We start from the raw sequence: 23,496 nt of genomic DNA, 5'->3' as shown, positions 1-23,496 counted from the left end.
TAGTCTAAAGTAGCGATAACTTGCTCTAGAGTCTTTCCGTTAGATGAATTCGTCCAGCTCCCTCGTCGATTGGTTATTAGATAGCCTCGAACTCAACACCAGCCTGTTTCACGTCGGGCGTTACTGCGGCGACTGGCACGCCAGCACCCATGGCCTGGCGAGTGCGAGTTTTCATCTGGTGGTGCAAGGGCAGTGCTGGATGCACATCGAGGGCGATTCGACCCCTTATCCGCTGAACAACGGCGATGCGGTATTCCTGCTGCGGGATCTCGCGTACCGGTTGTCCAGCGATGGCACCGCCACCGGCGCCCAGGAATGCCCGCGCACGCCAATGGTGCCGCTGGACAGCCAGGCCAGTGACGGCGTGGGTCTGGTGTGCGGGTTCTTTCATTTCCAGTCCGGGCTGTCGGCGATGATTGTCGACACCCTGCCCGCCTGGATCGTCCTGCGGGCCGGTGACCCTTCGCTGACTGCTGCGCGCAACCTGTTCGAATTGATCCTGCAGGAATGCGAGCGCACGCCGGCGCCCTCGCCCGCCTTGCTGGAGCGCCTGTGCCACCTGCTGTTTCTCTACGTGCTGCGCCAACAGGTGCTGGACAACACCGACCTCGGCGGGCTCGCGGCGCTGGCCCGGCAACCGGCGTTTGCCAATCTGCTGGAACAGTTGATTGCACGCCCCGCCGATCCCTGGACCCTGGAAAGCATGGCAGCCTGCACCGGCTTGTCGCGCTCGGCGTTCTTCAAGCGCTTCAATGAACTGTGCGGCCAGTCGCCGGGGCAAGTGCTGCTGATGATGCGCGTGCGCCACGCCTGCCAGCTGTTCAAGCAGGACCAGACAGTGGCGGACGTGTCCCTCGCCGTGGGTTATCAATCCGTCGCCGCCTTCACCCGCGCCTTCCATAAAGTCACCGGCATCCAGCCCGGCGCCTACCGCAAGGCTCAAGGCTGACGCTGCAACCCGTTGTCCGGCCGGGCGCAAAGCTCCACCAGCCAATCGACAAATACCCGCACCCGTTGCGACAGCTGGCGATGCGGCGGGTACAACGCGGTCAGCGGCAACTTCGGCGGCGGCTGATGCGCCAGCACCTCCACCAGCGTGCCCGCTTCCAACTGGCGAACGGCGTGGTAGTACGGCGTCTGCACCAGGCCGTAACCCGCTTCACAGGCGGCCAGGTAACCGTCGGCACTGTTGACCGCGACTTGCTTGGGCAGGTCGACCAGACGGATGTCGTTGCCGATCTGAAATTCCAGGCCATAGCGTTTGCCGCTGACGCTGGAGAAATACTCCACCACTTGATGGCCGGCCAGCGCCTCCAGCGTCGATGGCATGCCGAACTGCTGCAGGTAACCGGGACTGGCGCAGGTCACCTGATCCATCATCGCCAGCGGCCGGGCCACCAGCGACTCGTCCAGCGCCAGGCCGCCGCGCAACACGCAATCCACGCCTTCGCGGATCAGGTCCACCGGGCGGTCGTTGAGGCCGATTTCCAAGTCAATCTGCGGGTAACGCGTGGTGAACTCGGGCATTGCCGGAATCACCAGGAAGCGCCCGATCCCGGACGGCATATCGATACGCAACGTGCCGCGCGGGTTGCGGCGGCTGGTGGAGAACACAGCCTCGGTTTCCTCAAGGTCCGCCAGCAGGCTCACGCAACGCTGGTAATAGGCGGCACCGTCCAGGGTCGGGCTGACCTGGCGCGTGGTGCGCTGCAACAGTTGCACCCCAAGGTGTGCCTCCAGTTGTTTGATCAGGATCGTGACCGAGGCGCGCGGCAGTTGCAGGCTGTCGGCCGCCTTGGCAAACCCGCCCAGCTCGACAATCCGCACGAACACTCGCATCGCATTAAAACGGTCCACGGGCCGGTTTCCTTCAGGGATTATTTAGAATTTCATAATAGTGATAGTGGTTTTAGCCGGTTTATCCCGCTTTTGTCGAGGGCAACAATGGAGGCCTTCCCCACACAGGAGCTGGACCCATGCACACACGTCAACTCGGCAAAAACGGCCCCCAGGTTTCCGCCATCGGCCTCGGCTGCATGGGCATGACCGATTTCTACACCACCGGCACCGATACCGCCGAAGCCACCGCTACCTTGCACCGCGCCCTGGAGCTTGGGATCAACCTGCTGGACACCGCCGACATGTACGGCCCCCACACCAACGAAGCGCTGATCGGCAAAGCCATCGCCGGCAAGCGCGACCAGGTGTTCCTGGCCAGCAAGTTCGGCATCGTGCGTGACCCGGCGAACCCGGCGTTGCGTGGGGTGAATGGCCGTCCCGAGTACATTCGCGACGCCATCGACGGCACCCTGAAACGCCTCGGCGTGGAAACCCTGGACCTCTACTACCAACACCGTATCGACCCTGAAGTGGCGATTGAAGAAACCGTCGGCGCCATGGCCGAGTTGGTCAAGCAAGGCAAGGTGCGTTACCTGGGCCTGAGTGAAGCGTCGGCGGCCACCCTCGAGCGTGCCCATAAAGTGCATCCCATCAGCGCCCTGCAAAGCGAATATTCGCTGTGGAGCCGTGACCAGGAAGACAACGGTTGCCTCGCCGCTTGCCAGCGCCTGGGGATCGCATTTGTGCCTTACAGCCCACTGGGTCGGGGCTTCCTGACCGGCGCGCTGAAAAGCCCGGATGATTTTGCGGCGGATGACTATCGTCGGTTCAGCCCGCGCTTCCAGGGCGAGAACTTTGCGAAGAACCTGCTGCTGGTGGACCAGGTACAAGCCCTGGCCACCGACAAGGGCGTGACCGCCGGGCAACTGGCGTTGGCCTGGGTGCTGGCGCAAGGGGAATACTTGATCCCGATCCCGGGGACCAAGCAACGCAAGTACCTGGAAGAAAACGTCGCGGCATTGGAGGTCAAGCTGAGCCCGGCCGAACTGGCGGCGCTGGAGGCGATCTTCCCGGCCAATGCAACGGCAGGGCTGCGTTACCCGGAAGCGGTTATGCAGATGCTGGACAAATAGACCCACTCAATTGCGCTGGCGAAAGTCCGACAGGATGAATGGTGTGTGAGTCCTGAGCCAGGTATCAACCTCATCCAGCGAGCGCAATGGCTCGCTATGGGACTCAACGCTGTTTCGCGTGACGCTGACGGAATAGCCGTCGGCGTCCTGGCGCAGGGTGCCAGTGCTCTTGACCGGTTGGCCGCCTTCCTCGGCGAACGAGGTGGCGGTCAATGGCGCCGCAGTTAACGCTTGGGTGGTTCGTGCCTTCAGGGCTTTGCGCTTGGCGGCCAGTTCCTTGGCAACCACGACGCTGCCAATCGCCAACGCCAGGTAAACAAACGCCATGAAGTTATAGGTGGTGCCTCTGACCGTGTGATGCTGGATGCCCAGCCACTTGACGACCTGGTAGATGATTTCGTCCATGTTTTACGGTTGAATCCATTAGAAACTCTGGCCCGTATCAAACACCGCAGGCCCCCAAAATAGAAGCCTTGTGCAGGCTTTTTTATTCATTGCACTTTCTTACACCATAGTACCTAAAGCTCGCCCTTCCCAAGCCGATAGCCCTTCGAAGCTCTAACAAAGCCGCGTCGCACAATAAACGCTTCGTAAGGACGACCCCATGCCCTCATTGCGCTCTATCCAAGCTCGTTACACCCTGTTTTTGGTGCTGTTCGTCCTGTTGTTATTCGTATTGACGGTCGTGGGCATCGGACAGTTGGTGGCCCCCAAGCTGCGCCACACCGAAGAACAAGTGGCCCTCAATCGCATTGCCGAAGTGGCCGAGCAGATTCAGGGCGAGCTGAACAAGGTTCAGGCCCAGCAACGCAGCATCACCCAAACCATCCCGCTGCTGGACAGCGATGCCATCGACAAGGTGCTGCCCGGCCTGGTGGACCAGTACGGCGAATTGAAAGTGTTCGGCGGCGGCATCTGGCCCCTGCCCAACCAGCGCACGCCGGGACGCAACAAGCACAGCACCTTCTGGCACCGCGATGCCTCGGGCAAGCTGGCAGTGAATACGTTCTGGAACAGCGACGCAGCCCCCAACTACTACGATCAGAGCTGGTACAAAGGCGGCCTCGCTTCGCCCCGCGGCCAGTGCGCCTGGGCGGCGGCCTACAAGGATGACGCCAGCCAGGAGCCACGCACCAACTGCGCCATGGCCATCCAGCGCGATGGTGCAGCTTACGGCGTCGCCACCATCGACGTGACCCTGGGTTTCTTCAACGACCTGGTGGCCAGCAAGGAAAAAGACCTCGGCGGGCAAATGCTGATTGTCGAAGCCGACGGCAAGATCATCAGCAACAGCACACGCATCAGCGGCCCGGTGGTGTTGAAAAACATCAGCGAATTGGCCGGCACCTCGGCCTTTGCCGCCCAGGTCAGCGCCGGCCTGGCCCATCGTGATCAAACCCTGCAACGCAGTGAGTTCGACAACCAGGGCGTGGCCAGCACCTTCTTCATGCGCCCGATCGAGGGCACGCCGTGGTTCCTCGCGACTGCGCTGCCGACCTCGCTGATCACCGCCCAACGGGATGACGTGCTGGGTACGCTGGCGATGCTGCAAATCCCGATGATTCTGCTGCTGGTGCTGTTGCAGGTGTATGCCATCCGCCAGCTGGTACACCGGATGACCGCGCTGAAAACCAATATCGACGCGCTGTCCAACGGCGACGCCGACCTGACCCGGCGCATCACCATCCGTGCCGAGGACGAACTGGGCGCGATTGGCCATTCGGTGAACCGCTTTATCGTCTACCTGCAAAACATGATCGGCGAAGTGACCCTGGCCACCGGCGCCATGTCGTCGAGCCTGGCGCAATTGCAGCAGACCTCGGCCCAGACCAACCAGATCCTGGTGCGCCATGCCTCGGAAACCGACCAGACCGTCACCGCCATCACCGAGATGAGCTCTACCGCCGATACCGTGGCCGAGAACGCTGCCGAAACCGCCGCGTTCACCCAGCGTGCCAACGAGCATGCCGACCGTTCACGGGTAGTGGTCGGGGAAGCTTCCCGCAGCGTCAGCGCGCTGATCGGCGAAGTTTCCAGCGCCACCCACACCGTGGAAAACATGCGCCAGGACGCCGCGCGCATCACTGAAACCCTCGGCGTGATCGGCGCCATCGCCGGCCAGACCAACCTGCTGGCACTCAACGCGGCCATCGAAGCCGCCCGGGCCGGCGAACAAGGCCGGGGTTTTGCGGTGGTGGCCGACGAAGTCCGCGCCCTGGCCGCCCGTACCCAGGCCAGTACCTCGCAGATCAATGAGATGTTGGCGCGCCTGACCACCGGCGTGAGTTCCTCGGTGACGGCCATGGAAGCCACCCAGGCCAGCTGCCAGTCTGCCGCTGACGCCACGGCGCGGGTCAACACGGGGTTGGACGAGATGGCCGGCTCCGTCAGCCATATCAACAACCTCAGCACTCAGATCGCCACCGCCGCCGAACAGCAAAGCGCGGTGACCGAGGAAATCAACCGCAGCATGGTGCACATCCGCCACATGGTCGAAGAACTGGTGCAAAGCGGCCACGCCACCGAGCACAACACCCAAAGCCTGCTGGACGCAAATGGCCGGGTTATTGCATTGATGGGACGCTTTAAGGTGCGTTGAAAAAATAGCCTGAAAGCTCCCGTGCAATGCGCGGGAGCCAGACTATTCTGACAGTTCGCTCCGCCACACAGGAGGTGTGTCATGCACGCAGTCGAGCACCCGATCCGTCTGGAGCGGATCAGTCAGGAACGCTATATCCAGGCCCCTATCGAAACCGTTTACGACTATGTCACCCAACCGGATCGCTGGCATGAATGGCATCCGACTTCCTTGAGCGCCGACACCGGCACCACAGGCTCATTGCCCACCGGCCATCGTTTTACCGAAACCATCGACCTGATGGGTGTGCGGGTGCCCATGAGCTATCGCGTGCAGGTTGCGCTGCGACCGCGGGAGTTCAAGACCGCATTTACTTCGCTGGCGGTCGACGGCTGCATTCACTATTTCTTGCAGGCCCAAGGCGACGGCACCTTGTTTATCCGTGTGCTTACCTATGAAACCGAACTGCAACTGACCACCTTGCATGAGCGCATGATCGCCCTGTCCAACCTGGCCCTTGACCAGCTCAAGCAGCGCCTGGAATCCCCGTCTTCCTGACAAAACCGTCATATCCCTCTCAGTTTTCCGACAGCACCAGGCCGTTATTCTGGTGCTGCCGGTGTTTCGTAAAACCTCGTAACACTCTCGGAAAACCCTTTTGTAAAAAGCGCGGAGAATGCCCGGCTGTTGCCCTTTATCTGACGAGATGATGATGAAAACTACCCTGCGACTGGCCGTGCTGTCGGCCCTGCTCATGAGCCCCCTGGCCCAGGCTGCCGAGCTGATCCCGATTGATGTGCACCGCGATGCCAATTGCGGGTGCTGCAAAAAGTGGATTGCCCATCTGGAAAGCAACGGCTTCAAGGTCAACGACCATGTGGAAACCAACATGAGCGAGGTCAAGCAACGCCTAGGCGTGGCGCCGCGCCTGGCGTCGTGCCATACCGGCGTGATCGACGGCAAATTCGTAGAAGGCCATGTACCTGCCGATCAGGTATTGGCCCTGCGCAAGCGCGACGACTTGCTGGGCATTGCTGCACCGGGCATGCCCATGGGATCACCGGGCATGGAAATGGACGGCAGCAGCGATGCCTACCAGGTGATCGGCCTGACTCGCGAAGGCAAAGACGTGGTAGTGGCTGACTACCCGGCACGCTGATTGATGCTCGCCGGTTACCTGGGACTGTTTTTCGCCGCCTTCGGCGCCGCCACGCTGTTGCCGATGCAATCAGAGGCGGTGCTGGTGGGGCTGTTGATCAGCGGGCACTACAGTCTCTGGCTGCTACTTGTGGTTGCAACGGTTGGCAACGTATTGGGCTCGGTGGTGAATTGGCTGCTCGGGCGCTCGGTTGAGCGGTTCAAGGAGCGGCGCTGGTTCCCGGTGAGTCCGAAGCATCTGGACAAGGCCCGTACCCACTATCAACGCTGGGGCCATTGGTCATTGTTGCTCAGTTGGGTGCCCATCATCGGCGACCCCCTGACCCTGGTGGCCGGGGTCATGCGCGAGCCATTCTGGCGTTTCCTGCTGCTGGTGAGCCTGGCCAAAGGGGCGCGCTACGGGGTATTGGCCATGCTCACCCTGCACTGGATTTAATCTCCCGTTAATCCCCTCGCCACAGCATCCGGGCACTGTTCCCGGAGCCTATACCAATGTCTAAAATCCGCTCACTCTGCGTCGCCAGTCTGCTGCTCGGCAGCGCACTTCCCGCCTTTGCAGCCACCGAGGGCCCGACCTACGGACCCGAACTGCAAGGTTTCAAATACCCTTACCCGGTGGAACACTTCACCTTCCAGTCCCAGGGCAAATCCCTGCAGATGGGCTACATGGACGTACCGGCCAAGGGCAAGGCGAACGGGCGCAGCATCGTGCTGATGCACGGCAAGAACTTCTGCGGCGCCACCTGGGATGAATCGATCAAGGCCCTGAGCGACGCCGGCTACCGGGTGATCGCCCCGGACCAGGTCGGGTTCTGCACCTCCAGCAAGCCGGACAATTACCAGTACAGCTTCCAGCAACTGGCGATCAATACCCACCAACTCCTGGAAAAACTCGGCATTCAAAAGGTAACGCTCCTCGGCCATTCCACCGGCGGCATGCTTGCGACGCGCTACGCCCTGCTCTATCCGCAGCAAACCGAACAGCTGGCACTGGTAAACCCTATCGGCCTGGAAGACTGGAAGGCCATTGGCGTGTCCTATCGCAGCGTTGACCAATGGTACGAGCGCGAGTTGAAACTGACCGCCGAAGGCATCCGCAAGTACGAGCTCGACACCTACTACGTCGGCCGCTGGAAGCCTGAATACGACCGCTGGGTCGATATGCTCGCCGGCATGAATAAAGGCCCCGGCCACACCCAAGTGGCGTGGAACTCGGCGCTGATTTACGACATGATCTTCACCCAGCCGGTGTACTACGAGTTCAAGGACCTGCAGATGCCCACCCTGCTGCTGATCGGCACGTCCGACAACACCGCCATTGGCAAAGACCTGGCGCCACCGGCGGTCAAGGCGAAGATCGGCAACTATGCGGTGTTGGGCAAGCAAGTGGCCAAGCTGATTCCCCACGCCACCCTGGTGGAATTCCCGGGCCTGGGCCATGCCCCGCAAATGGAAGAACCGGCACAGTTTCACAAGGCACTGCTGCAAGGGCTGAACGCCCTCTAATCCAACCTTTTTCGAGGCTCGCGTGCATGTCGGTACAGATCGCAGTGATTGATGATTGGCAGAATGTGGCCAGTGGCGTAGTGGACTGGTCAGTCCTGGCGTCGGTCGGCCAGGTGCACTTCCTCCACGACTACCCGGCGGACACCGCCACCTTGATCGAGCGTTTACAGGGCTTCGAGGTGATCTGTGTGATGCGCGAACGCACCACTTTCGATCAGGCCCTCCTGCAAGGCTTGCCCAGGCTGAAGCTGCTGGTGACCGGCGGCATGCGCAACGCCGCCATCGACATTCCTGCGGCCAAGGCCTTGGGCATTCAAGTCTGCGGCACCGACAGCTATAAGCACGCCGCCCCGGAACTGACCTGGGCGCTGATCATGGCCTCCACCCGCAACCTGCTGGCCGAAGCCAATTCCCTGCGCGCCGGCGGTTGGCAGGCGGGCCTGGGCGGTGATCTGTACGGCAAGACCCTGGGGATTCTCGGCCTAGGCAGCATTGGCCAGAAGGTCGCCAAGTTTGGTCAGGCGTTCGGCATGCGCGTGATTGCCTGGAGCGAAAACCTCACACCGGAACGCGCCGCCGAATCCGGCGTGACTTGGGTCAGCAAGCGCGAACTGTTCGAGCAGGCGGATGTGTTGTCGATTCACCTGGTGCTCAGCGACCGCAGCCGCGGTCTGGTAGACGCCGAGGCGTTGGGCTGGATGAAACCTACAGCGCATCTGGTGAACACCGCCCGCGGGCCGATTGTCGACGAAGATGCCTTGATTGAAGCCCTGGACAATGGCCGTCTGGCGGTCGCGGCACTGGATGTGTACGCCCAGGAGCCTCTGCCGGCCGGGCATCCGTTCCGCCAGTTACCCAACGTATTGGCCACGCCCCATGTTGGATACGTCAGCGAGCAGAACTACCGCCAGTTCTACCAGCAAATGATCGAAGATATTCAGTCATGGGCCAAAGGAGCGCCCCTTCGCGCATTGAGCTAACGCACCAAAATCGCGCAGATGCACTTCTGTGGCGAGGGGGCTTGTCCCCCGTTGGGCTGCGTAGCGGCCCTAAATCAGGCACTGAGGTCTGCCTGAAGCACGCGATGCCCCTTCCAGGGCTGCTGCGCAGCCCAACGGGGGACAAGCCCCCTCGCCACAAAGGGCCGTCTCACCAGAGGAGAACGGTACTTCCCGCACATGAAAAAAATTTTGTCCTACAAAAATCTCCTACAGACCCCACGGGCTCTAGGATCTGTCCTAGACTCATGACCGATGGGTCCGATTCAAAACAAAAACCCCGCAAAAAATCGAAACTTTCCAACTCTGCCGTAGGTCAGGTTTAAGGTAAGGCGAGCGATGACGGTTCACACCGAACGCCCGTCCATCCACTCAATTCAAGACTCCAGCACAACTGGCATAAGGCTTGCCAGTCTGTGTAGCGCTTGTGCGCCTGGCCGCAGGATGCGGTCAACCTTTGCTGATTGCCATATGCCATCAGCCGACCAACACATGGGAGAGAACTATGATCAGTGCCGCTGTAGATACTCAGGGAGAGCGTTTTAGTCAGCCGGTTGGCGGGCCGACCTCTTTGGTTGACCTTCCAAACACGCTGCGGCCGGTTCAAAGTCGTAATCCCAATCGCAAGAAAGTGCTGTTTGTCACTTCCGAAATTGCCGACCTGGTGAAAACCGGCGGCCTGGGTGATGTGTCCGCCGCCCTGCCCCGCGCCATGGCGCACCTGCACGATGTGCGCGTGCTGATCCCCGGCTACCCGCAGGTGCTGGAAAGCGACAACCCCATCCATATCATCGGTGAGCTGGGCGGCCACGCTGCGCTGCCGCCGTGCAAGATCGGGCGCATGGACCTCAAGGATGGCCTGGTCATCTACGTGCTGATCTGCCCCGAACTGTATGAGCGCGAAGGCACGCCCTATGGCGCCAACAACGGCCGTGACTGGCCCGACAACCATATCCGCTTCGCCCGCCTGGGCCTGGCCGCCGCCGATATTGCCGCCAACCTGGCGCAAATCCACTGGTGCCCGGACCTGGTGCACGCCCATGACTGGCCCGCCGGCCTGGCGCCGGCCTATATGCACTGGCGTGGGTCACGTACCCCGACGCTGTTCACCATTCATAACCTCGCCTACCAAGGCGTGGTCAGCCTGGCCTCGTGCCCTGAGCTGGGGATTCCCGAACACGCCTTGCAACAGGAAGGCATGGAGTTCTACGGCAAGCTGTCGTTCCTCAAGGCCGGCATGGCGTATTCCAGCCATATCACCACGGTCAGCGCCACGTACGCCCAGGAAATCACCACCCCCGAATTCGGCTGCGGTCTGGATGGCTTCCTCGCCAGCAAGACCCAGCAAGGCTTGCTCAGCGGTATTCCCAACGGCATTGATGAAAGCTGGGAATCGTCTACCGACCCGCACCTGACTCACCCCTTCAACATCGGTGACTGGGAAGGCAAGGCACAGAACGCCGCCCATGTACGCAACCTGTTCGGCCTGGACGACTCCACCGGCCCGCTGTTCGCCGTGGTGTCACGACTGGTCTACCAGAAAGGCCTGGACCTGACCGAAGCGGTCTCCAGTTTTATTGTCGAGAACGGCGGCCAGATCGCGATCATCGGTCGCGGCGAGCCGGAAGAAGAGCAAGCCATGCGTGCCCTGGCCCTGCGCTTTCCCGGCCAGATCGGCGTGCGCATCGGCTTCAACGAGACCGACGCCCGGCGCATGTTCGCCGGCAGCGACTTCCTGTTGATGCCATCCCGTTACGAACCCTGCGGCCTGAGCCAGATGTACGCCCAGCGCTTCGGCTCGTTGCCGGTCGCCCGCAACACCGGCGGCCTGGCCGACACCATCGAGAATGGCGTCACCGGTTTCTTGTTCAACGAATCCACTGTCGAAAGCTATAAAGCGGCCCTGAGCCGCGCATTCAAGGTTTTCGCCTTCCCAGGCTTGCTCAACGCCATGCGTTGCCGGGCTATGGCCGCACCGTTCAACTGGTGCCAGGCAGTGGAACCCTATGCCGAACTTTATGAGCAACTGGTAGCGAAAGCGCTGGGAAGATCGGGGAAACAGTAAAAAAGAGGTCTTCATAGATGCCGTCAAGGACTCTGGAAACCTGGCCCCACGGCGCGATCATGCTGGATGCGGAACACACCCGTTTCGCCTTGTGGGCGCCAGACGCGTTTTATGTCAGCGTTGAATTTGAAGAAGGTAAATCGGTCGCGATGCTGCCCCAGGCCGATGGCTGGTTTGTGGTGCAGCTGCAATGCCCACCGGGGACACGCTACCGCTACAACATCGACGGCGAACAGGACGTTCCCGACCCGGCTTCCCGGGCACAGGCCACGGACGTTCACGGCTTCAGCGTGGTGGTCGACCCCCTGGCCTATCAGTGGCGCCAAAGCCACTGGCAAGGCCGGCCCTGGCACGAAGCGGTGATCTACGAGTTGCACGTGGGCGTACTGGGGGGCTACGCCGAGGTCGAAAAACAACTGCCGCGCCTCGCCGAACTGGGCGTCACCGCCATTGAGCTGATGCCCATCGCGCAATTCCCCGGTGAACGCAACTGGGGCTACGACGGCGTCCTGCCCTACGCCCCCCAATCCTCCTACGGTTCGCCCGAGCAACTGAAACAGTTGATCGACAGCGCGCACCACCATGGCCTCGCGGTGATTCTTGACGTGGTCTACAACCACTTCGGCCCCGACGGCAACTACCTCGGCACCTACGCCAAAGGCTTCTTTCGCGAAGACGTGCACACACCCTGGGGCGCCGGCATCGATTTTGATCGCCGTGAGGTCCGCGACTTCTTCATCGACAACGCGCTGATGTGGCTGCTGGAATACCGCTTCGACGGCCTGCGCCTGGACGCCGTGCACGCCATCAACGATCCCGAGTTTCTTGAGGAACTGGCGCAAAAAGTACGCCAGCAAGTCGACACCGGCCGCCATGTGTGGCTGGTGCTGGAAAACGAATTCAACCAGGCCAGCCTGCTGGAGCGCGGTTTCGATGCGCAGTGGAACGATGACGGCCATAACGCCCTGCACGTGCTGCTCACCGGCGAAACCGACGCCTACTACATCGACTTCGCCGAAGACCCCACCAGCAAACTGGCCCGCTGCCTGAGTGAAGGCTTCATCTACCAAGGCCACACCACGCGCCATGGCCACGCACGGGGCGAACCCAGCGGCCACCTGCCACCCAGTGCTTTTGTGCTGTTCCTGCAGAACCACGACCAGATCGGCAACCGCGCCCTGGGCGAACGCCTGCATCAACTGTGTTCGCCTCAGGCCCTGAGCGCCGCGACGACCCTGTTGCTGATGTCGCCGATGATCCCGCTGATGTTCATGGGCGACGAAGTCAACGCAGAAGAACCGTTCCTGTTCTTCACCGATCACCACGGCGAACTGGCCGAGGCGGTACGCGAAGGCCGGCGCAACGAGTTTGCCGACTTTGCCGCGTTCAGCGACCCTGAACGCCGCGAACGAATTCCCGACCCCAATTCCCTGCAAACCTTCCGCCGCTCGGCGCCCGCCCTCGCCGACTGCGGCGACTCGCAGCTCTACCGCCAGCTACTGAGCCTGCGCCACCAACACATCGTGCCGCACCTGCCGGGCAGCGTCGCCCTGGGCGCGCAAGTGCTGGCGGTGGGCGCGGTCACGGCGCGCTGGCGCCTGGGCAATGGCAGCCTGCTGCAGATCGACCTCAACCTGAGCGCCGATTCTCTGAACTACCCGGCCGCCGAGCACCTCCTATTTGTGACGCAGGCCAGCGGGGCCGAACAATTGGCCCCCTTCAGCGCCCGCGTCAGCCTCACCCATTCCCCTGTTGGAGAGCACCCTTGAGCGACGCGCAATTGGAAATACTCGCCAGCCGAGCGGGCCTGGCCGTCGATTGGATCGACGCGAATGGCCGCCCGCAACATGTCAAAGCCGACGCCCTGCGCGCCGTGCTCAAAGGCCTGGGCCACCCGGCCGACAGCGACGCCGAGATCGAAGCCAGCCTGCAAGACCTGGAGCGCGTGCAGCAAGACAAGCACCTGCCGCCCCTGATGACCGTCGACAGCGGCGCGGGCCTCGACCTGGCACGCTACTTCGCCCCCGGTACGCCGTGCCAGATTCACCTCGAAGACGACAGCGTGCTGGACCTGCGCCTGGACGATAATGCGGTGTTGTCCGGATCGATCCCGGTGGGCTACCAACAGGTGCATATCGCCGACCAGCATTTCACCCTGGCCGTGGCACCGACTCATTGCTACACCGTCGCTGAAGCGGTCGACACCGAAACCGCCCGCGCCTGGGGCCTGAGCGCCCAACTGTATTCCCTGCGACGCAGTGGCGACGGAGGCTTTGGCGACACTCAGGCCCTGGAGCAACTGGCCCGATCTGCTGCCGAACGCGGCGCCGATGCCCTGGCCATCAGCCCGATGCACGCGATGTTCAGCGCCGACACCGAACGCTTCAGCCCGTATTCCCCGTCCAGCCGCCTGTTCCTCAACAGCTTGTACGCCTCCCCCGGCTGCATCCTTGGCGAACGTGCGGTGCAAATCGCCATCGAAGCCAGCGGACTGGCCGACGAGCTGCATGACCTTGAGCAGCAATCGCTGATCGATTGGCCGGCCGCTGCCAAAGCCAAGCAGCGCCTGTTGCGCACCCTGTATCAAGACTTCCGCCGGGGCGACCACCCGCAACACGCCGACTTCCTGAGTTTCCGCCAGGCTGGCGGTGAAGCCCTGGAAAACCACTGCCGCTTCGAAGCCGTGCAGGCCGAACGTGCGGCCAGCGGCGAGAGCCTCGACTGGCGTCACTGGCCCGAGGACTGGCAAAGCCCGCAAAGCCCGGCGCTGGTGCAATTTGCCGAAGCCAATCGGGATGAAATCGGCTTCTACGCCTTCAGCCAATGGTTGATCGCCCGTTGCCTGGAGCGCGCACAACAAGCGGCGCGCGGCAGCGGCATGGGCGTCGGGTTGATCGCCGACCTGGCCGTAGGCGCCGACGGCGGCGGTAGCCAGGCGTGGAGCCGTCAGGATGAACTGCTGGCGGAACTCACGGTGGGTGCGCCACCGGACATCCTTAACCGCGCAGGCCAGGGCTGGGGCATTTCCGCGTTCTCTCCCGAAGGCCTCAAGCGCAATGGCTTTCGCGCCTTTATCGAAATGCTGCGGGCAAACTTCGCCCATGCCGGCGGCTTGCGTATCGACCATGTGATGGGCCTGCAACGCCTGTGGGTGATCCCGATGGATGCCTCACCGCGTGAAGGTGCATACCTGTATTACCCGGTGGACGACATGCTGCGCTTATTGGCGCTGGAGTCGAGCCGCCATCAGGCGATCGTCCTCGGTGAAGACCTCGGCACCGTACCCGACGGCCTGCGGGAAAAACTGATCGCCCGCTCGATCCTTGGCATGCGCGTGCTGCTGTTCGAGCAAGGCCACGACGGCCAGTTCAAGCCGATTCTGGATTGGCCGGACAACGCGCTGGCCACCACTAGCACCCACGATTTACCGACCCTGAACGGCTGGTGGCACAGCCGCGATATCGACTGGAATATCCAGTTGGGCCTGATCGATGCTCCCACCGTCGAACAATGGAGCGACCACCGCCTGCGGGAACGCCAGGCGCTGCGCCAGGCCTTGAGCCAGGACCCGCAGAACTTCACCGATGAAGTGCGCAACGAAACCGATCATGTCATCGACGCCAGCGTGCGCTACCTGGGCCACACACGGGCACCGTTGGTATTGCTGCCGCTGGAGGATGCCCTGGGGGTTGAAGAGCAATCCAACCTGCCCGGCACCACCGATACTCATCCGAATTGGCGGCGCCGACTGCCGGGCGACGCGGCTACTCTGCTCGACGATGAAAACGCCGCCCGCCGCCTTGAGCTGCTGGCCGTAGCGCGCATCCAGGCCCACGAGCGTGACCGATGAAGCCATTGACGCTACGGGCCACCCAGCGCCTGCAATTTCATAAGGGCTTCACCCTCGACGACGCCGTGCCCCTGGTGCCGTACTTCGCCGAGCTGGGCATCAGCCACCTTTATGCTTCACCGCTGCTGAGCGCCCGTGCCGGTTCCATGCACGGCTATGACGTGGTCGATCCCACCACCGTCAATCCCGAGCTGGGCGGCGAACCCGCACTGCGTCGCCTGGTAGCTGCACTGCGCGAACACGAGATGGGATTGATCCTCGACATCGTCTCCAACCACATGGCCGTCGGCGGCGCCGATAACCTCTGGTGGCTTGACCTGCTGGAATGGGGCCGCCTGAGTCCCTACAGCGAGTTCTTCGACATTCAATGGCACTCGCCAGACCCGCTGCTCAAGGGTCAACTGCTGATGCCGTTCCTTGGCAGCGACTACGGCGAAGCCTTGCAAACCGGCGCTCTGCCCCTGCGTTTCGACCCGCAGCACGGCAGCTTCTACGTCGAGCACTACGAACATCGCTTCCCGATTTGCCCACGAGATTACGGCGAACTGCTGCCGATCAAGACGCTGGCCGATCGCTTCAGCGGCCTGGCCTACCAGCCAGACGCCTACCCCCAGGCCGCCACGCTGAAACAGCAGTTGGTCGAAGCTGCCCGTGATCCGGAAACCCTGAAGGCCATCGAAGACAACCTCAGCCTCTACGACGCGCGCCAGCCTGAAGGCTTTGCCCGCCTGCACAACCTGCTGGAACAACAAAGCTATCGCCTGGCCAGCTGGCGCACGGCGGCGGACGATATCAACTGGCGGCGGTTCTTCGACGTCAACGAGCTGGGCGGCCTGCGGGTTGAACGCAGCGCGGTGTTCGAGGCCACCCATGGCAAGATCTTCCAGCTGATCAGCGAAGGCCTGATCGACGGCCTGCGTATCGACCATATCGACGGCCTCGCCGACCCTCGCGGTTACTGCCGCAAATTACGCCGCCGCGTGGATTCCCTGGCCGGTGGGCGGCACTTGCCGATCTTCGTCGAGAAGATCCTCGGCGAAGGCGAAACCCTGCGTGAAGACTGGCAAGTGGACGGCACCACCGGCTACGAATTCATGAACCAGCTGTCGTTGCTGCAACACGACCCGGATGGCTTCGAGCCCCTGGCCGAGTTGTGGACGCGCCACACCGAACGCCCCTCTTCGTTTATCGAAGAAGCGTGGCTGGCTCGCCAGCAGATACTCAACGGCTCCCTGGCCGGCGACTTCGAAAGCGTGGCCCAGGCCCTGCTGCAAGTGGCCCGGGACGATGTGATGAGCCGCGACCTGACCCTCGGTGCGATTCGCCGGGCATTGCAGGAACTGATCGTGCACTTCCCGGTGTACCGCACCTACATCAGCGCCCGGGGCCGCAGCGAACTGGACGACGTATTTTTCCTGCAAGCCCTGGCGGGTGCGCGCAGCACCTTGAGCGAAGGCGACTGGCCGGTGCTCGACTACCTGGAAAAATGGCTCGGCGGCCAACCCTGGCGTGACCGCCCATTGGGCCGCGAACGCAAGATGCTCAAGCATGCCTGCGTGCGCTTCCAGCAACTGACCTCACCGGCGGCCGCCAAGGCCGTGGAAGACACTGCGTTCTATCGCTCGGGCGTGTTGCTGTCGCGCAATGACGTGGGCTTCAGCACCGAGCAATTCAGCGCACCGCTGGAGGACTTCCACGCCGTCAACCAGCAGCGCCTGGGCACCTTCCCCGACAACCTGCTGGCCACCGCGACCCACGACCACAAGCGCGGCGAAGACACCCGTGCACGCCTGGCGGTGCTCAGCGAATGCGCCGAGTGGTATGCCGAACAGGTGGAGCAATGGCGCACCCTCGCCGCCCGCTTGCGCAGCGATGCCAACACTCCATCAGCCGGTGACGAGTTGATCCTCTATCAGGTGCTGCTCGGCAGTTGGCCGCTGGACCTGCATCGCGATGATGCCGAGGGCCTGGCGGACTATCATCAGCGCCTCTGGCAGTGGCAACAAAAAGCCCTGCGCGAGGCCAAGCTGCAAAGCAGCTGGAGCGCGCCTAACGAGCTGTATGAACAAGGTGTCGAAGCGTTCCTGTCACGGCTGCTGCTGGAAGACTCCGGCAAGGCTCTGCGCGACGCCATCGGCGCAGCCGCCCAGGCCATCGCCCCGGCGGGCGCGGTCAACGGGCTGGCGCAATCCTTGCTTCGCCTCACCGTGCCGGGCGTGCCGGATCTGTATCAGGGCGATGAGTTCTGGGACTTCACTCTGGTAGACCCTGATAACCGCCGGCCGGTGGATTTTCACGCGCGAGAACAGGGGTTGCACACGCCGCCGGACATCGGCGAGCTGATGTTCAACTGGCATGACGGGCGCATAAAACAGGCGTTGATCGGCCAGGTCCTGGCGCTGCGCAAGACGTATCCGCAGCTGTTTCGCCAAGGCACTTACGAACCTCTGGAAGTGGTGGGCGAGCACGCCGAACGGGTGGTCGCTTTCTACCGTGAATACCAGGGTAAACAGCTACTGGTGGTGGTGCCCCGCTGGCCTCACCGGCTGCTTGAAAACGGTGTGCATCCGCTGATCAACGCGCAGATTTGGGGCGATACCCGGGTCCGTTTACCGTTCGCCGCACCAACCCAAAATTGGAAGGGACTTTTCCGAACAGGCGCAGTCACACCAAACAAGGAGCTCATGATCAGCGCTGCCCTGGGGGATTTCCCGGTCAATGTCTTTATCAATCCTGATGATCAAGAAAGCTGAAAATTTTCTGTGAGGAGCATTGCGATGAGTACTGAAGACAAACGCATACGCGAACTGGCGCATCAGATCTGGGAGTCGGAAGGCAAACCCCACGGCGAGGACGCGCGACACTGGGAGATGGCGCGCAAACTGGCGGAAGCCGAAGCGTTGACGCCATCCAAATCGCCCAAGGCTGCCGCCAAGGCCAAGCCTAAAGCCAAGCCGGCAGCGGCAGCAGCCAAACCGGCAGCCAAGCCAAGCGCAGTGCCTGCGGCGAAAAAGCCTGCTGCGAAGAAGCCCAAGGCGCCCTGACCCGAAGATCCTCCTGCGCGTGCGCCCGCACCGCAGGAGGCCAACCAACCCACGATATTTAACTGGCTTAACGCCAGAAAGGCCTCGTTCGGCCTGGAAAAACTACTTGCAGGAGCACTTCCATGAGCAAACCCAACAAGCCCAAATCGACGCCGGAAAACGAGCCGTCGCGGATTCGTGAAGGTTTGCCCTTCCCCCTCGGCGCGACCTGGGACGGTCTTGGGGTTAACTTTGCGCTGTTCTCGGCCAACGCCACCAAAGTCGAACTGTGCATTTTCGATGACAGCGGCGAAGTTGAGCTAGAGCGTATCGAACTCCCCGAATACACCGACGAGACCTTTCACGGCTACCTGCCCGACGCCCATCCAGGGCTGATCTACGGCTATCGCGTGTATGGTCCGTATGACCCGGCCAACGGTCATCGCTTCAACCACAACAAATTGCTGATCGACCCCTATGCCAAGCAGTTGGTGGGCGAACTCAAATGGTCGGAAGCACTGTTTGGCTACACCATCGGCCACCCCGACGCCGACCTCAGTTTCGACGAACGCGACAGCGCGCCCTTCGTGCCCAAGTGCAAAGTCATCGACCCGGCCCACACCTGGGGCAATGACCAGCCGGTACGCACGCCGTGGGACCGCACGATCATTTATGAAACCCATTTGCGCGGCATCACCATGCGCCACCCTTCGGTGCCTGAAGAAGTGCGCGGTACCTGCGCCGGGCTGATGGTTGACGATGTGCTCAAGCACATTCGCCAGTTGGGTGTGTCGTCGGTGGAACTGCTGCCGGTGCACGCCTTCGTCAACGACCAGCACCTGCTGCAAAAAGGCATGACCAACTACTGGGGCTACAACAGCATTGCGTTCTTTGCCCCAGACCCGCGCTACCTGGCCAGCGGCAAGATCGCCGAATTCAAGGAGATGGTTGCGCACCTGCATGAAGCCAAGCTGGAAGTGATCCTGGACGTGGTCTACAACCACACCGCCGAAGGCAACGAGCAAGGCCCGACCCTGTCCATGCGCGGCATCGACAACGCCTCGTACTACCGCCTGATGCCCGATGACAAGCGCTTCTACATCAACGATTCCGGCACCGGCAACACCCTCGACCTGAGCCACCCGTGTGTGCTGCAGATGGTCACGGACTCGTTGCGCTACTGGGCCACCGAGATGCACGTCGACGGTTTCCGCTTCGACCTGGCAACCATCCTCGGCCGCTACCGCGACGGTTTCGACGAGCGCCACAGTTTCCTCGTGGCCTGCCGCCAGGACCCGGTGCTGCGCCAGGTGAAAATGATTGCCGAGCCGTGGGACTGCGGCCCAGGTGGTTATCAGGTCGGCGGTTTCCCGCCGGGCTGGGTGGAATGGAACGACCGCTTCCGCGATACCGTGCGCTCGTTCTGGAAAGGCGACGACGGCCAACTGGCGGACTTCGCCGGGCGCATGACGGCCTCGGGCGAAATGTTCAACCAGCGGGGTCGCCGGCCGTACAGCTCGGTGAACTTCATCACCGCCCACGACGGTTTCACCCTGCACGACCTGGTGTCCTACAACGACAAGCACAACGAGGCCAACGACGAGAACAACCAGGACGGCAGCAACAACAACCTGTCGTGGAACCACGGTGTCGAAGGCCCCACCGACGACCCGGAAATCAACGCACTGCGCCTGCGCCAGATGCGTAACTTCTTTGCCACTCTGCTGCTGGCCCAGGGCACGCCAATGCTGGTGGCCGGTGATGAGTTCGCCCGCACCCAGCACGGCAATAACAACGCCTACTGCCAGGACAGCGAGATCGGCTGGATCAACTGGGAACTGGATGAAGACGGCAAGGCCCTGCTTAAGTTCGTCAAGCGCCTGATCAAGCTGCGCCTGGCGTACCCGATCCTGCGTCGCGGACGCTTCCTGGTGGGCGACTACAACGAAGACATCGGCGTGAAGGACGTCACTTGGCTCGCGCCAAGTGGTGATGAAATGACCATCGAGCAATGGCAAGACAGCCACGGCCGCTGCCTCGGCATGCTGATGGATGGCCGCGCCCAGGAAACCGGGATTCGCCGCCCGGGGGCCGATGCCACCTTGTTGCTGGTGGTCAACGCCCACCACGACATGGTCAATTTTCGCCTGCCACCGGTGCCGGATGGCGGCTTCTGGACGTGCATGCTCGACACCAACCAGCCAGCGGTGCGGGGCCAGGAGCGCTTCGATTTCGATCACGAATACGCTGTCACCGGGCGTTCACTGTTGCTGTTTGAATTGCAGCATGAGGACGAGGTGTGACATGGCCTTGCATGAATTTCTTCGCGGCTACCGGGATTACCCGGACACCCAGGCCCTTGGCGCTGCGCTGAGGGCTTTGGTGGAGGAAGGCCTGGACCAACTGCCCTTGCCGGGCAGCGGGCAAACTCTGGAACGCTTCAGCCGGCTGGCGCAAGTCGCCGGCCATGACCTGCGGCTGTGCAAATTGTTTGAAGGCCACACTGACGCCCTGGCGATCATCGCTGAACTCGACAGCCCCTTGCCGCCTGTTGGCAGTACGTGGGGCATGTGGGCCGCCGAGCCGCCAACCGCGAAGGTGCGGATCCGGCGTGACGGCCAGCGTGTGCGGCTGGAGGGCCGCAAGGCTTGGTGCTCGGGTGCCGCGGTGGTCAGCCACGGGTTACTAACGGCGTGGGACGAAGAGGATCGCCAGCAACTGGTTGCGGTGGAAATGCACCAGCCGGGCGTGACGGTCACCGATGACGGCTGGGCCGCCGTGGGCATGGCGGAGACCGGCAGTGTTGAAGTGCTGTTCAGCGACGCCGTTGGCCTGGCGATCGGCAAGCCTGGAGACTACCTGGCTCGCCCGGGCTTCTGGCAAGGCGGCATCGGGATCGCCGCCTGCTGGTACGGCGCGGCACAACGCCTGGCCGAGGCTTTGCGCGAGCAGTGCGCAAAACGCCCGGAACCCCACGCCCTGGCTCACCTTGGCAGCGTCGACAGCGCCTTGCACAGTGCGGCCTGTGTGCTGCGCGACAGCGCCAACCACATCGACCGGCAGCCCAAGGCTGATGCTCGGCTATTGGCACAACAGGCACGGGCCTGCATCGAAGAAACCGTCGACCAGGTGATTCACCATGTCGGCCGAGCATTGGGCGCCGGGCCGTATTGCAAGGACCCGCATTTTGCTCAGTTGATGGCCGACTTGCCGGTGTACCTGCGGCAAAGTCACGCCGAACGCGACCTGGCCGCCCTTGGTCAACAAGTCGCCGAAGCGCGCCCAGGGAGATGGGAACTATGAAGATCAATCCAATCGTCGGCCAGGGCACGCCCTTGCACCTGTGGCAAAGCTCCTCGCGTCTGGCCGAGCTGCCTTGCGTGGACATAGCCGACCTGGTGCCTGAGGGCAGCCGCGCCGTGATCATCGCCCCGCATCCGGACGACGAAGTCCTTGGCTGCGGCGGCCTGTTGCAAGGCCTTGCCGCGCTGGACCGGCCCATCCTGCTGATCTCCGTCACCGATGGCAGCGCCAGTCATCCCGGCTCACGCCGCTGGCCGGTGGAACGCCTGAGCGTGGTGCGGCCGCAAGAGTCGGCGCAGGCCCTGCACCGACTGGGGCTGCCATTACACAGCCTGAAATGGCTACGGGCCGGGTTTAGCGACAGTCAGGTCGCGGCGGGTGAAGAAGACCTGAGCCGCTTCATCGAACGCTACCTCAAGCCCGGCGACGTGGTCTTCACCACCTGGCGCGAAGACGGCCATTGCGACCACGAGGCCGTGGGCCGCGCCAGTGCCAAGGCGACCCGGGCCGTGGGCGCAACCTTGCTGGAACTGCCCGTGTGGACCTGGCACTGGGCAACCCCGGAAGACAGCCAGGTGCCCTGGGATCGCGCTCGCAAAATTCTCCTGACGCCTGAAGCCGTGGCCCGTAAACGGCACGCAATCCATGCGTTCGCCAGCCAGTTGGAGGGCGACCCGCAGATCGGCCTGCCGCCGGTGCTCGCACCTTATGTGCTGGAGCGCCTGTTGCAACCCTTTGAAGTGGTGTTTGTATGAGCGTCGCCACCCCCTACTTCGATGAGCTGTTTGCCGGCAACGACGACCCTTGGGCCTTTCGCCAACGCTGGTACGAGCGGCGCAAGCGGGCCCTGACCCTGGCCCTGCTGACCCGGCCCCGCTACGCCTCGATTTTCGAGCCTGGCTGCGCCAACGGGGAGCTGAGCTTCGAGCTGGCCCCGCGCTGTGACCGCCTGCTGTGCTGTGACACGGCGCAAGCGGCGGTCAGCCTGGCACAGGCGCGGCTGCGCGGCTTCAGCCACGCCACCGTGCAGCAGAGCCGCCTGCCGGAGCAATGGCCCAGCGAGACCTTCGAGCTGATCGTGCTCAGCGAGCTGTGTTACTACCTGGATCCGAAGGACTTTGACGGGCTGATCGATCGCGCCCTGGCCTGCCTGACGCCTGACGGACAAATCCTCGCCTGCCATTGGCGCCCGCCCATCGACGGTTGCCCGCAGACAGCCGAACAGGTGCACGCGCGCCTGGCCCAACGACTGGGCATGCCACACCTGGTGCAGCATCACGAGAGCGATTTTCTACTGGACCTGTGGAGCCGGGACGGCACTACGGTCGCCACCTTGGAGGGACTGCGATGATCGGCATCCTGATACCCGTGCACAACGAAGAAAAACTGCTGCCTGAATGCCTGAAAGCCGCGATGGTCGCGGCCAGTCATCCAGGTCTGCTGGGTGAAGAGGTGCAGATTCTCGCGGTGCTCGACAGTTGCAGCGATCGCAGCGCGATGATCGCCCGCGAGTACCAGGTACAAACCCTGGAAGTGCAGGCGCGTAACGTGGGCCACGTGCGCGGCGTGGGTGCGCGGCATTTGCTCAACAATGGCGCGCGCTGGATTTCCTGCACCGACGCCGATAGTCGCGTGGCCCCCGACTGGCTGGTGGCGCAACTGGCCTTGGGTGTGGATGCGGTATGTGGAACGGTGACGGTGGATGCCTGGAGCGAAGGCTTCGACCCGGCGGCGCAAATTCGCTATCACCAGGCCTATGAGGCCCGGGACGGGCATCGGCATATCCACGGTGCCAACCTGGGAATCAGCGCGGGTGCGTACGTGCGGGCCGGCGGTTTCGAGCCGTTGCCCTGCCATGAAGACGTGGAGTTGGTACGCCAACTGGAGCGCTGCGGGGCTTCCATTGCCTGGAGCCACTCGCCCCAGGTGATTACCAGCGCCCGCCTGGATTGCCGCGCACAGGGCGGCTTCGGTGACTACCTGAAGAGCCTGATGCAAGCCTCCTGAAAAAATTGCGACACTCGGCGGTGTTAAAGCGACGAT

Annotated in this window: 20 protein-coding genes; 18 read left to right on the top strand and 2 right to left on the bottom strand. The window is 62.6% G+C overall.

The window, feature by feature from the left end; genetic code table 11:
* The first annotated feature begins 43 nt into the window (after positions 1 to 43).
* On the top strand, positions 44 to 949 hold the full coding sequence (locus ACA046_RS14270; protein WP_167664977.1) for an AraC family transcriptional regulator: 906 nt from the start codon (positions 44 to 46) through the stop codon (positions 947 to 949).
* On the opposite strand, the gene ACA046_RS14265 is transcribed toward ACA046_RS14270, so the two are convergent.
* On the bottom strand, positions 940 to 1,857 hold the full coding sequence (locus ACA046_RS14265; RefSeq protein WP_459028627.1) for a LysR family transcriptional regulator: 918 nt from the start codon (positions 1,855 to 1,857) through the stop codon (positions 940 to 942). The two genes, ACA046_RS14270 and ACA046_RS14265, sit on opposite strands and share 10 nt — an antisense overlap.
* A 119-nt stretch (positions 1,858 to 1,976) precedes the next feature.
* Between ACA046_RS14265 and ACA046_RS14260 the strand changes: the two genes are divergently transcribed.
* Positions 1,977 to 2,972 (top strand): aldo/keto reductase, encoded by a 996-nt coding sequence (locus ACA046_RS14260; protein ID WP_459028625.1) that lies wholly within the window; start codon positions 1,977 to 1,979, stop codon positions 2,970 to 2,972.
* A 6-nt stretch (positions 2,973 to 2,978) separates the two neighbouring features.
* Here ACA046_RS14260 and ACA046_RS14255 read toward each other — a convergent pair whose 3' ends face one another.
* On the bottom strand, positions 2,979 to 3,377 hold the full coding sequence (locus ACA046_RS14255) for a hypothetical protein (protein ID WP_167664980.1): 399 nt from the start codon (positions 3,375 to 3,377) through the stop codon (positions 2,979 to 2,981).
* A gap of 199 nt (positions 3,378 to 3,576) precedes the next feature.
* On the opposite strand from ACA046_RS14255, the gene ACA046_RS14250 reads away from it, so the two are divergent.
* The 16 genes from ACA046_RS14250 to ACA046_RS14175 all read left to right on the top strand — a co-directional run bounded on the left by ACA046_RS14250 (position 3,577) and on the right by ACA046_RS14175 (position 23,460).
* Positions 3,577 to 5,571: a methyl-accepting chemotaxis protein gene (locus tag ACA046_RS14250; protein WP_076013897.1), complete on the top strand. Its 1,995-nt coding sequence runs from the start codon at positions 3,577 to 3,579 to the stop codon at positions 5,569 to 5,571.
* An 81-nt stretch (positions 5,572 to 5,652) separates the two neighbouring features.
* Positions 5,653 to 6,108, top strand: coding sequence for an SRPBCC family protein (locus tag ACA046_RS14245; protein WP_497676805.1), 456 nt, complete (start codon positions 5,653 to 5,655; stop codon positions 6,106 to 6,108).
* Positions 6,109 to 6,262: 154 nt separating this feature from the next.
* Complete coding sequence (locus tag ACA046_RS14240) at positions 6,263 to 6,709, top strand: DUF411 domain-containing protein (protein ID WP_318304690.1); 447 nt, start codon at positions 6,263 to 6,265, stop codon at positions 6,707 to 6,709.
* A gap of 3 nt (positions 6,710 to 6,712) precedes the next feature.
* Complete coding sequence (locus tag ACA046_RS14235) at positions 6,713 to 7,144, top strand: YqaA family protein (protein WP_459028620.1); 432 nt, start codon at positions 6,713 to 6,715, stop codon at positions 7,142 to 7,144.
* A gap of 56 nt (positions 7,145 to 7,200) precedes the next feature.
* The gene (locus ACA046_RS14230) at positions 7,201 to 8,214 is read left to right on the top strand and encodes an alpha/beta fold hydrolase (RefSeq protein ID WP_459028618.1); all 1,014 of its coding nucleotides are present in this window, start codon (positions 7,201 to 7,203) and stop codon (positions 8,212 to 8,214) included.
* 26 nt (positions 8,215 to 8,240) lie between these two features.
* Positions 8,241 to 9,194, top strand: coding sequence for a D-2-hydroxyacid dehydrogenase family protein (locus ACA046_RS14225; RefSeq protein WP_497676804.1), 954 nt, complete (start codon positions 8,241 to 8,243; stop codon positions 9,192 to 9,194).
* 523 nt (positions 9,195 to 9,717) lie between these two features.
* On the top strand, positions 9,718 to 11,277 hold the full coding sequence (gene glgA / locus ACA046_RS14220) for a glycogen synthase GlgA (protein ID WP_459028614.1): 1,560 nt from the start codon (positions 9,718 to 9,720) through the stop codon (positions 11,275 to 11,277).
* A 17-nt stretch (positions 11,278 to 11,294) separates the two neighbouring features.
* Positions 11,295 to 13,046 (top strand): malto-oligosyltrehalose trehalohydrolase, encoded by a 1,752-nt coding sequence (treZ, locus tag ACA046_RS14215; protein ID WP_497676803.1) that lies wholly within the window; start codon positions 11,295 to 11,297, stop codon positions 13,044 to 13,046.
* The gene (malQ, locus tag ACA046_RS14210; RefSeq protein WP_459028610.1) at positions 13,043 to 15,127 is read left to right on the top strand and encodes a 4-alpha-glucanotransferase; all 2,085 of its coding nucleotides are present in this window, start codon (positions 13,043 to 13,045) and stop codon (positions 15,125 to 15,127) included. The genes treZ and malQ overlap by 4 nt, the downstream gene beginning before the upstream one ends.
* Positions 15,124 to 17,880 carry a malto-oligosyltrehalose synthase gene (locus ACA046_RS14205; RefSeq protein ID WP_459028608.1) on the top strand — a complete coding sequence of 919 codons (2,757 nt, stop codon included), beginning with the start codon at positions 15,124 to 15,126 and terminating at the stop codon, positions 17,878 to 17,880. The genes malQ and ACA046_RS14205 overlap by 4 nt, the downstream gene beginning before the upstream one ends.
* A 24-nt stretch (positions 17,881 to 17,904) precedes the next feature.
* A complete protein-coding gene (locus ACA046_RS14200; RefSeq protein ID WP_459028606.1) occupies positions 17,905 to 18,171 on the top strand; it encodes a DUF2934 domain-containing protein in 267 nt (88 codons plus the stop codon).
* A gap of 122 nt (positions 18,172 to 18,293) precedes the next feature.
* Entirely contained in the window at positions 18,294 to 20,453 is a 2,160-nt protein-coding gene (glgX, locus tag ACA046_RS14195; RefSeq protein WP_459028604.1) for a glycogen debranching protein GlgX, read from the top strand.
* 1 nt (position 20,454) lies between these two features.
* Positions 20,455 to 21,453: an acyl-CoA dehydrogenase family protein gene (locus ACA046_RS14190; RefSeq protein ID WP_459028602.1), complete on the top strand. Its 999-nt coding sequence runs from the start codon at positions 20,455 to 20,457 to the stop codon at positions 21,451 to 21,453.
* A complete protein-coding gene (locus ACA046_RS14185; RefSeq protein WP_459028600.1) occupies positions 21,450 to 22,208 on the top strand; it encodes a PIG-L deacetylase family protein in 759 nt (252 codons plus the stop codon). The genes ACA046_RS14190 and ACA046_RS14185 overlap by 4 nt, the downstream gene beginning before the upstream one ends.
* A complete protein-coding gene (locus ACA046_RS14180) occupies positions 22,205 to 22,804 on the top strand; it encodes an SAM-dependent methyltransferase (protein WP_459028598.1) in 600 nt (199 codons plus the stop codon). The genes ACA046_RS14185 and ACA046_RS14180 overlap by 4 nt, the downstream gene beginning before the upstream one ends.
* Positions 22,801 to 23,460, top strand: coding sequence for a glycosyltransferase family 2 protein (locus ACA046_RS14175; RefSeq protein ID WP_497676802.1), 660 nt, complete (start codon positions 22,801 to 22,803; stop codon positions 23,458 to 23,460). Before ACA046_RS14180 ends, ACA046_RS14175 begins: the two co-directional genes overlap by 4 nt.
* Positions 23,461 to 23,496: the final 36 nt, after the last annotated feature.

It is taken from the genome of Pseudomonas sp. LBUM1641 (genome assembly GCF_059716235.1).
The sequence above is the reverse complement of the archived record's forward strand: the minus strand, read 5'-3'. Positions and strand labels throughout refer to the sequence as shown.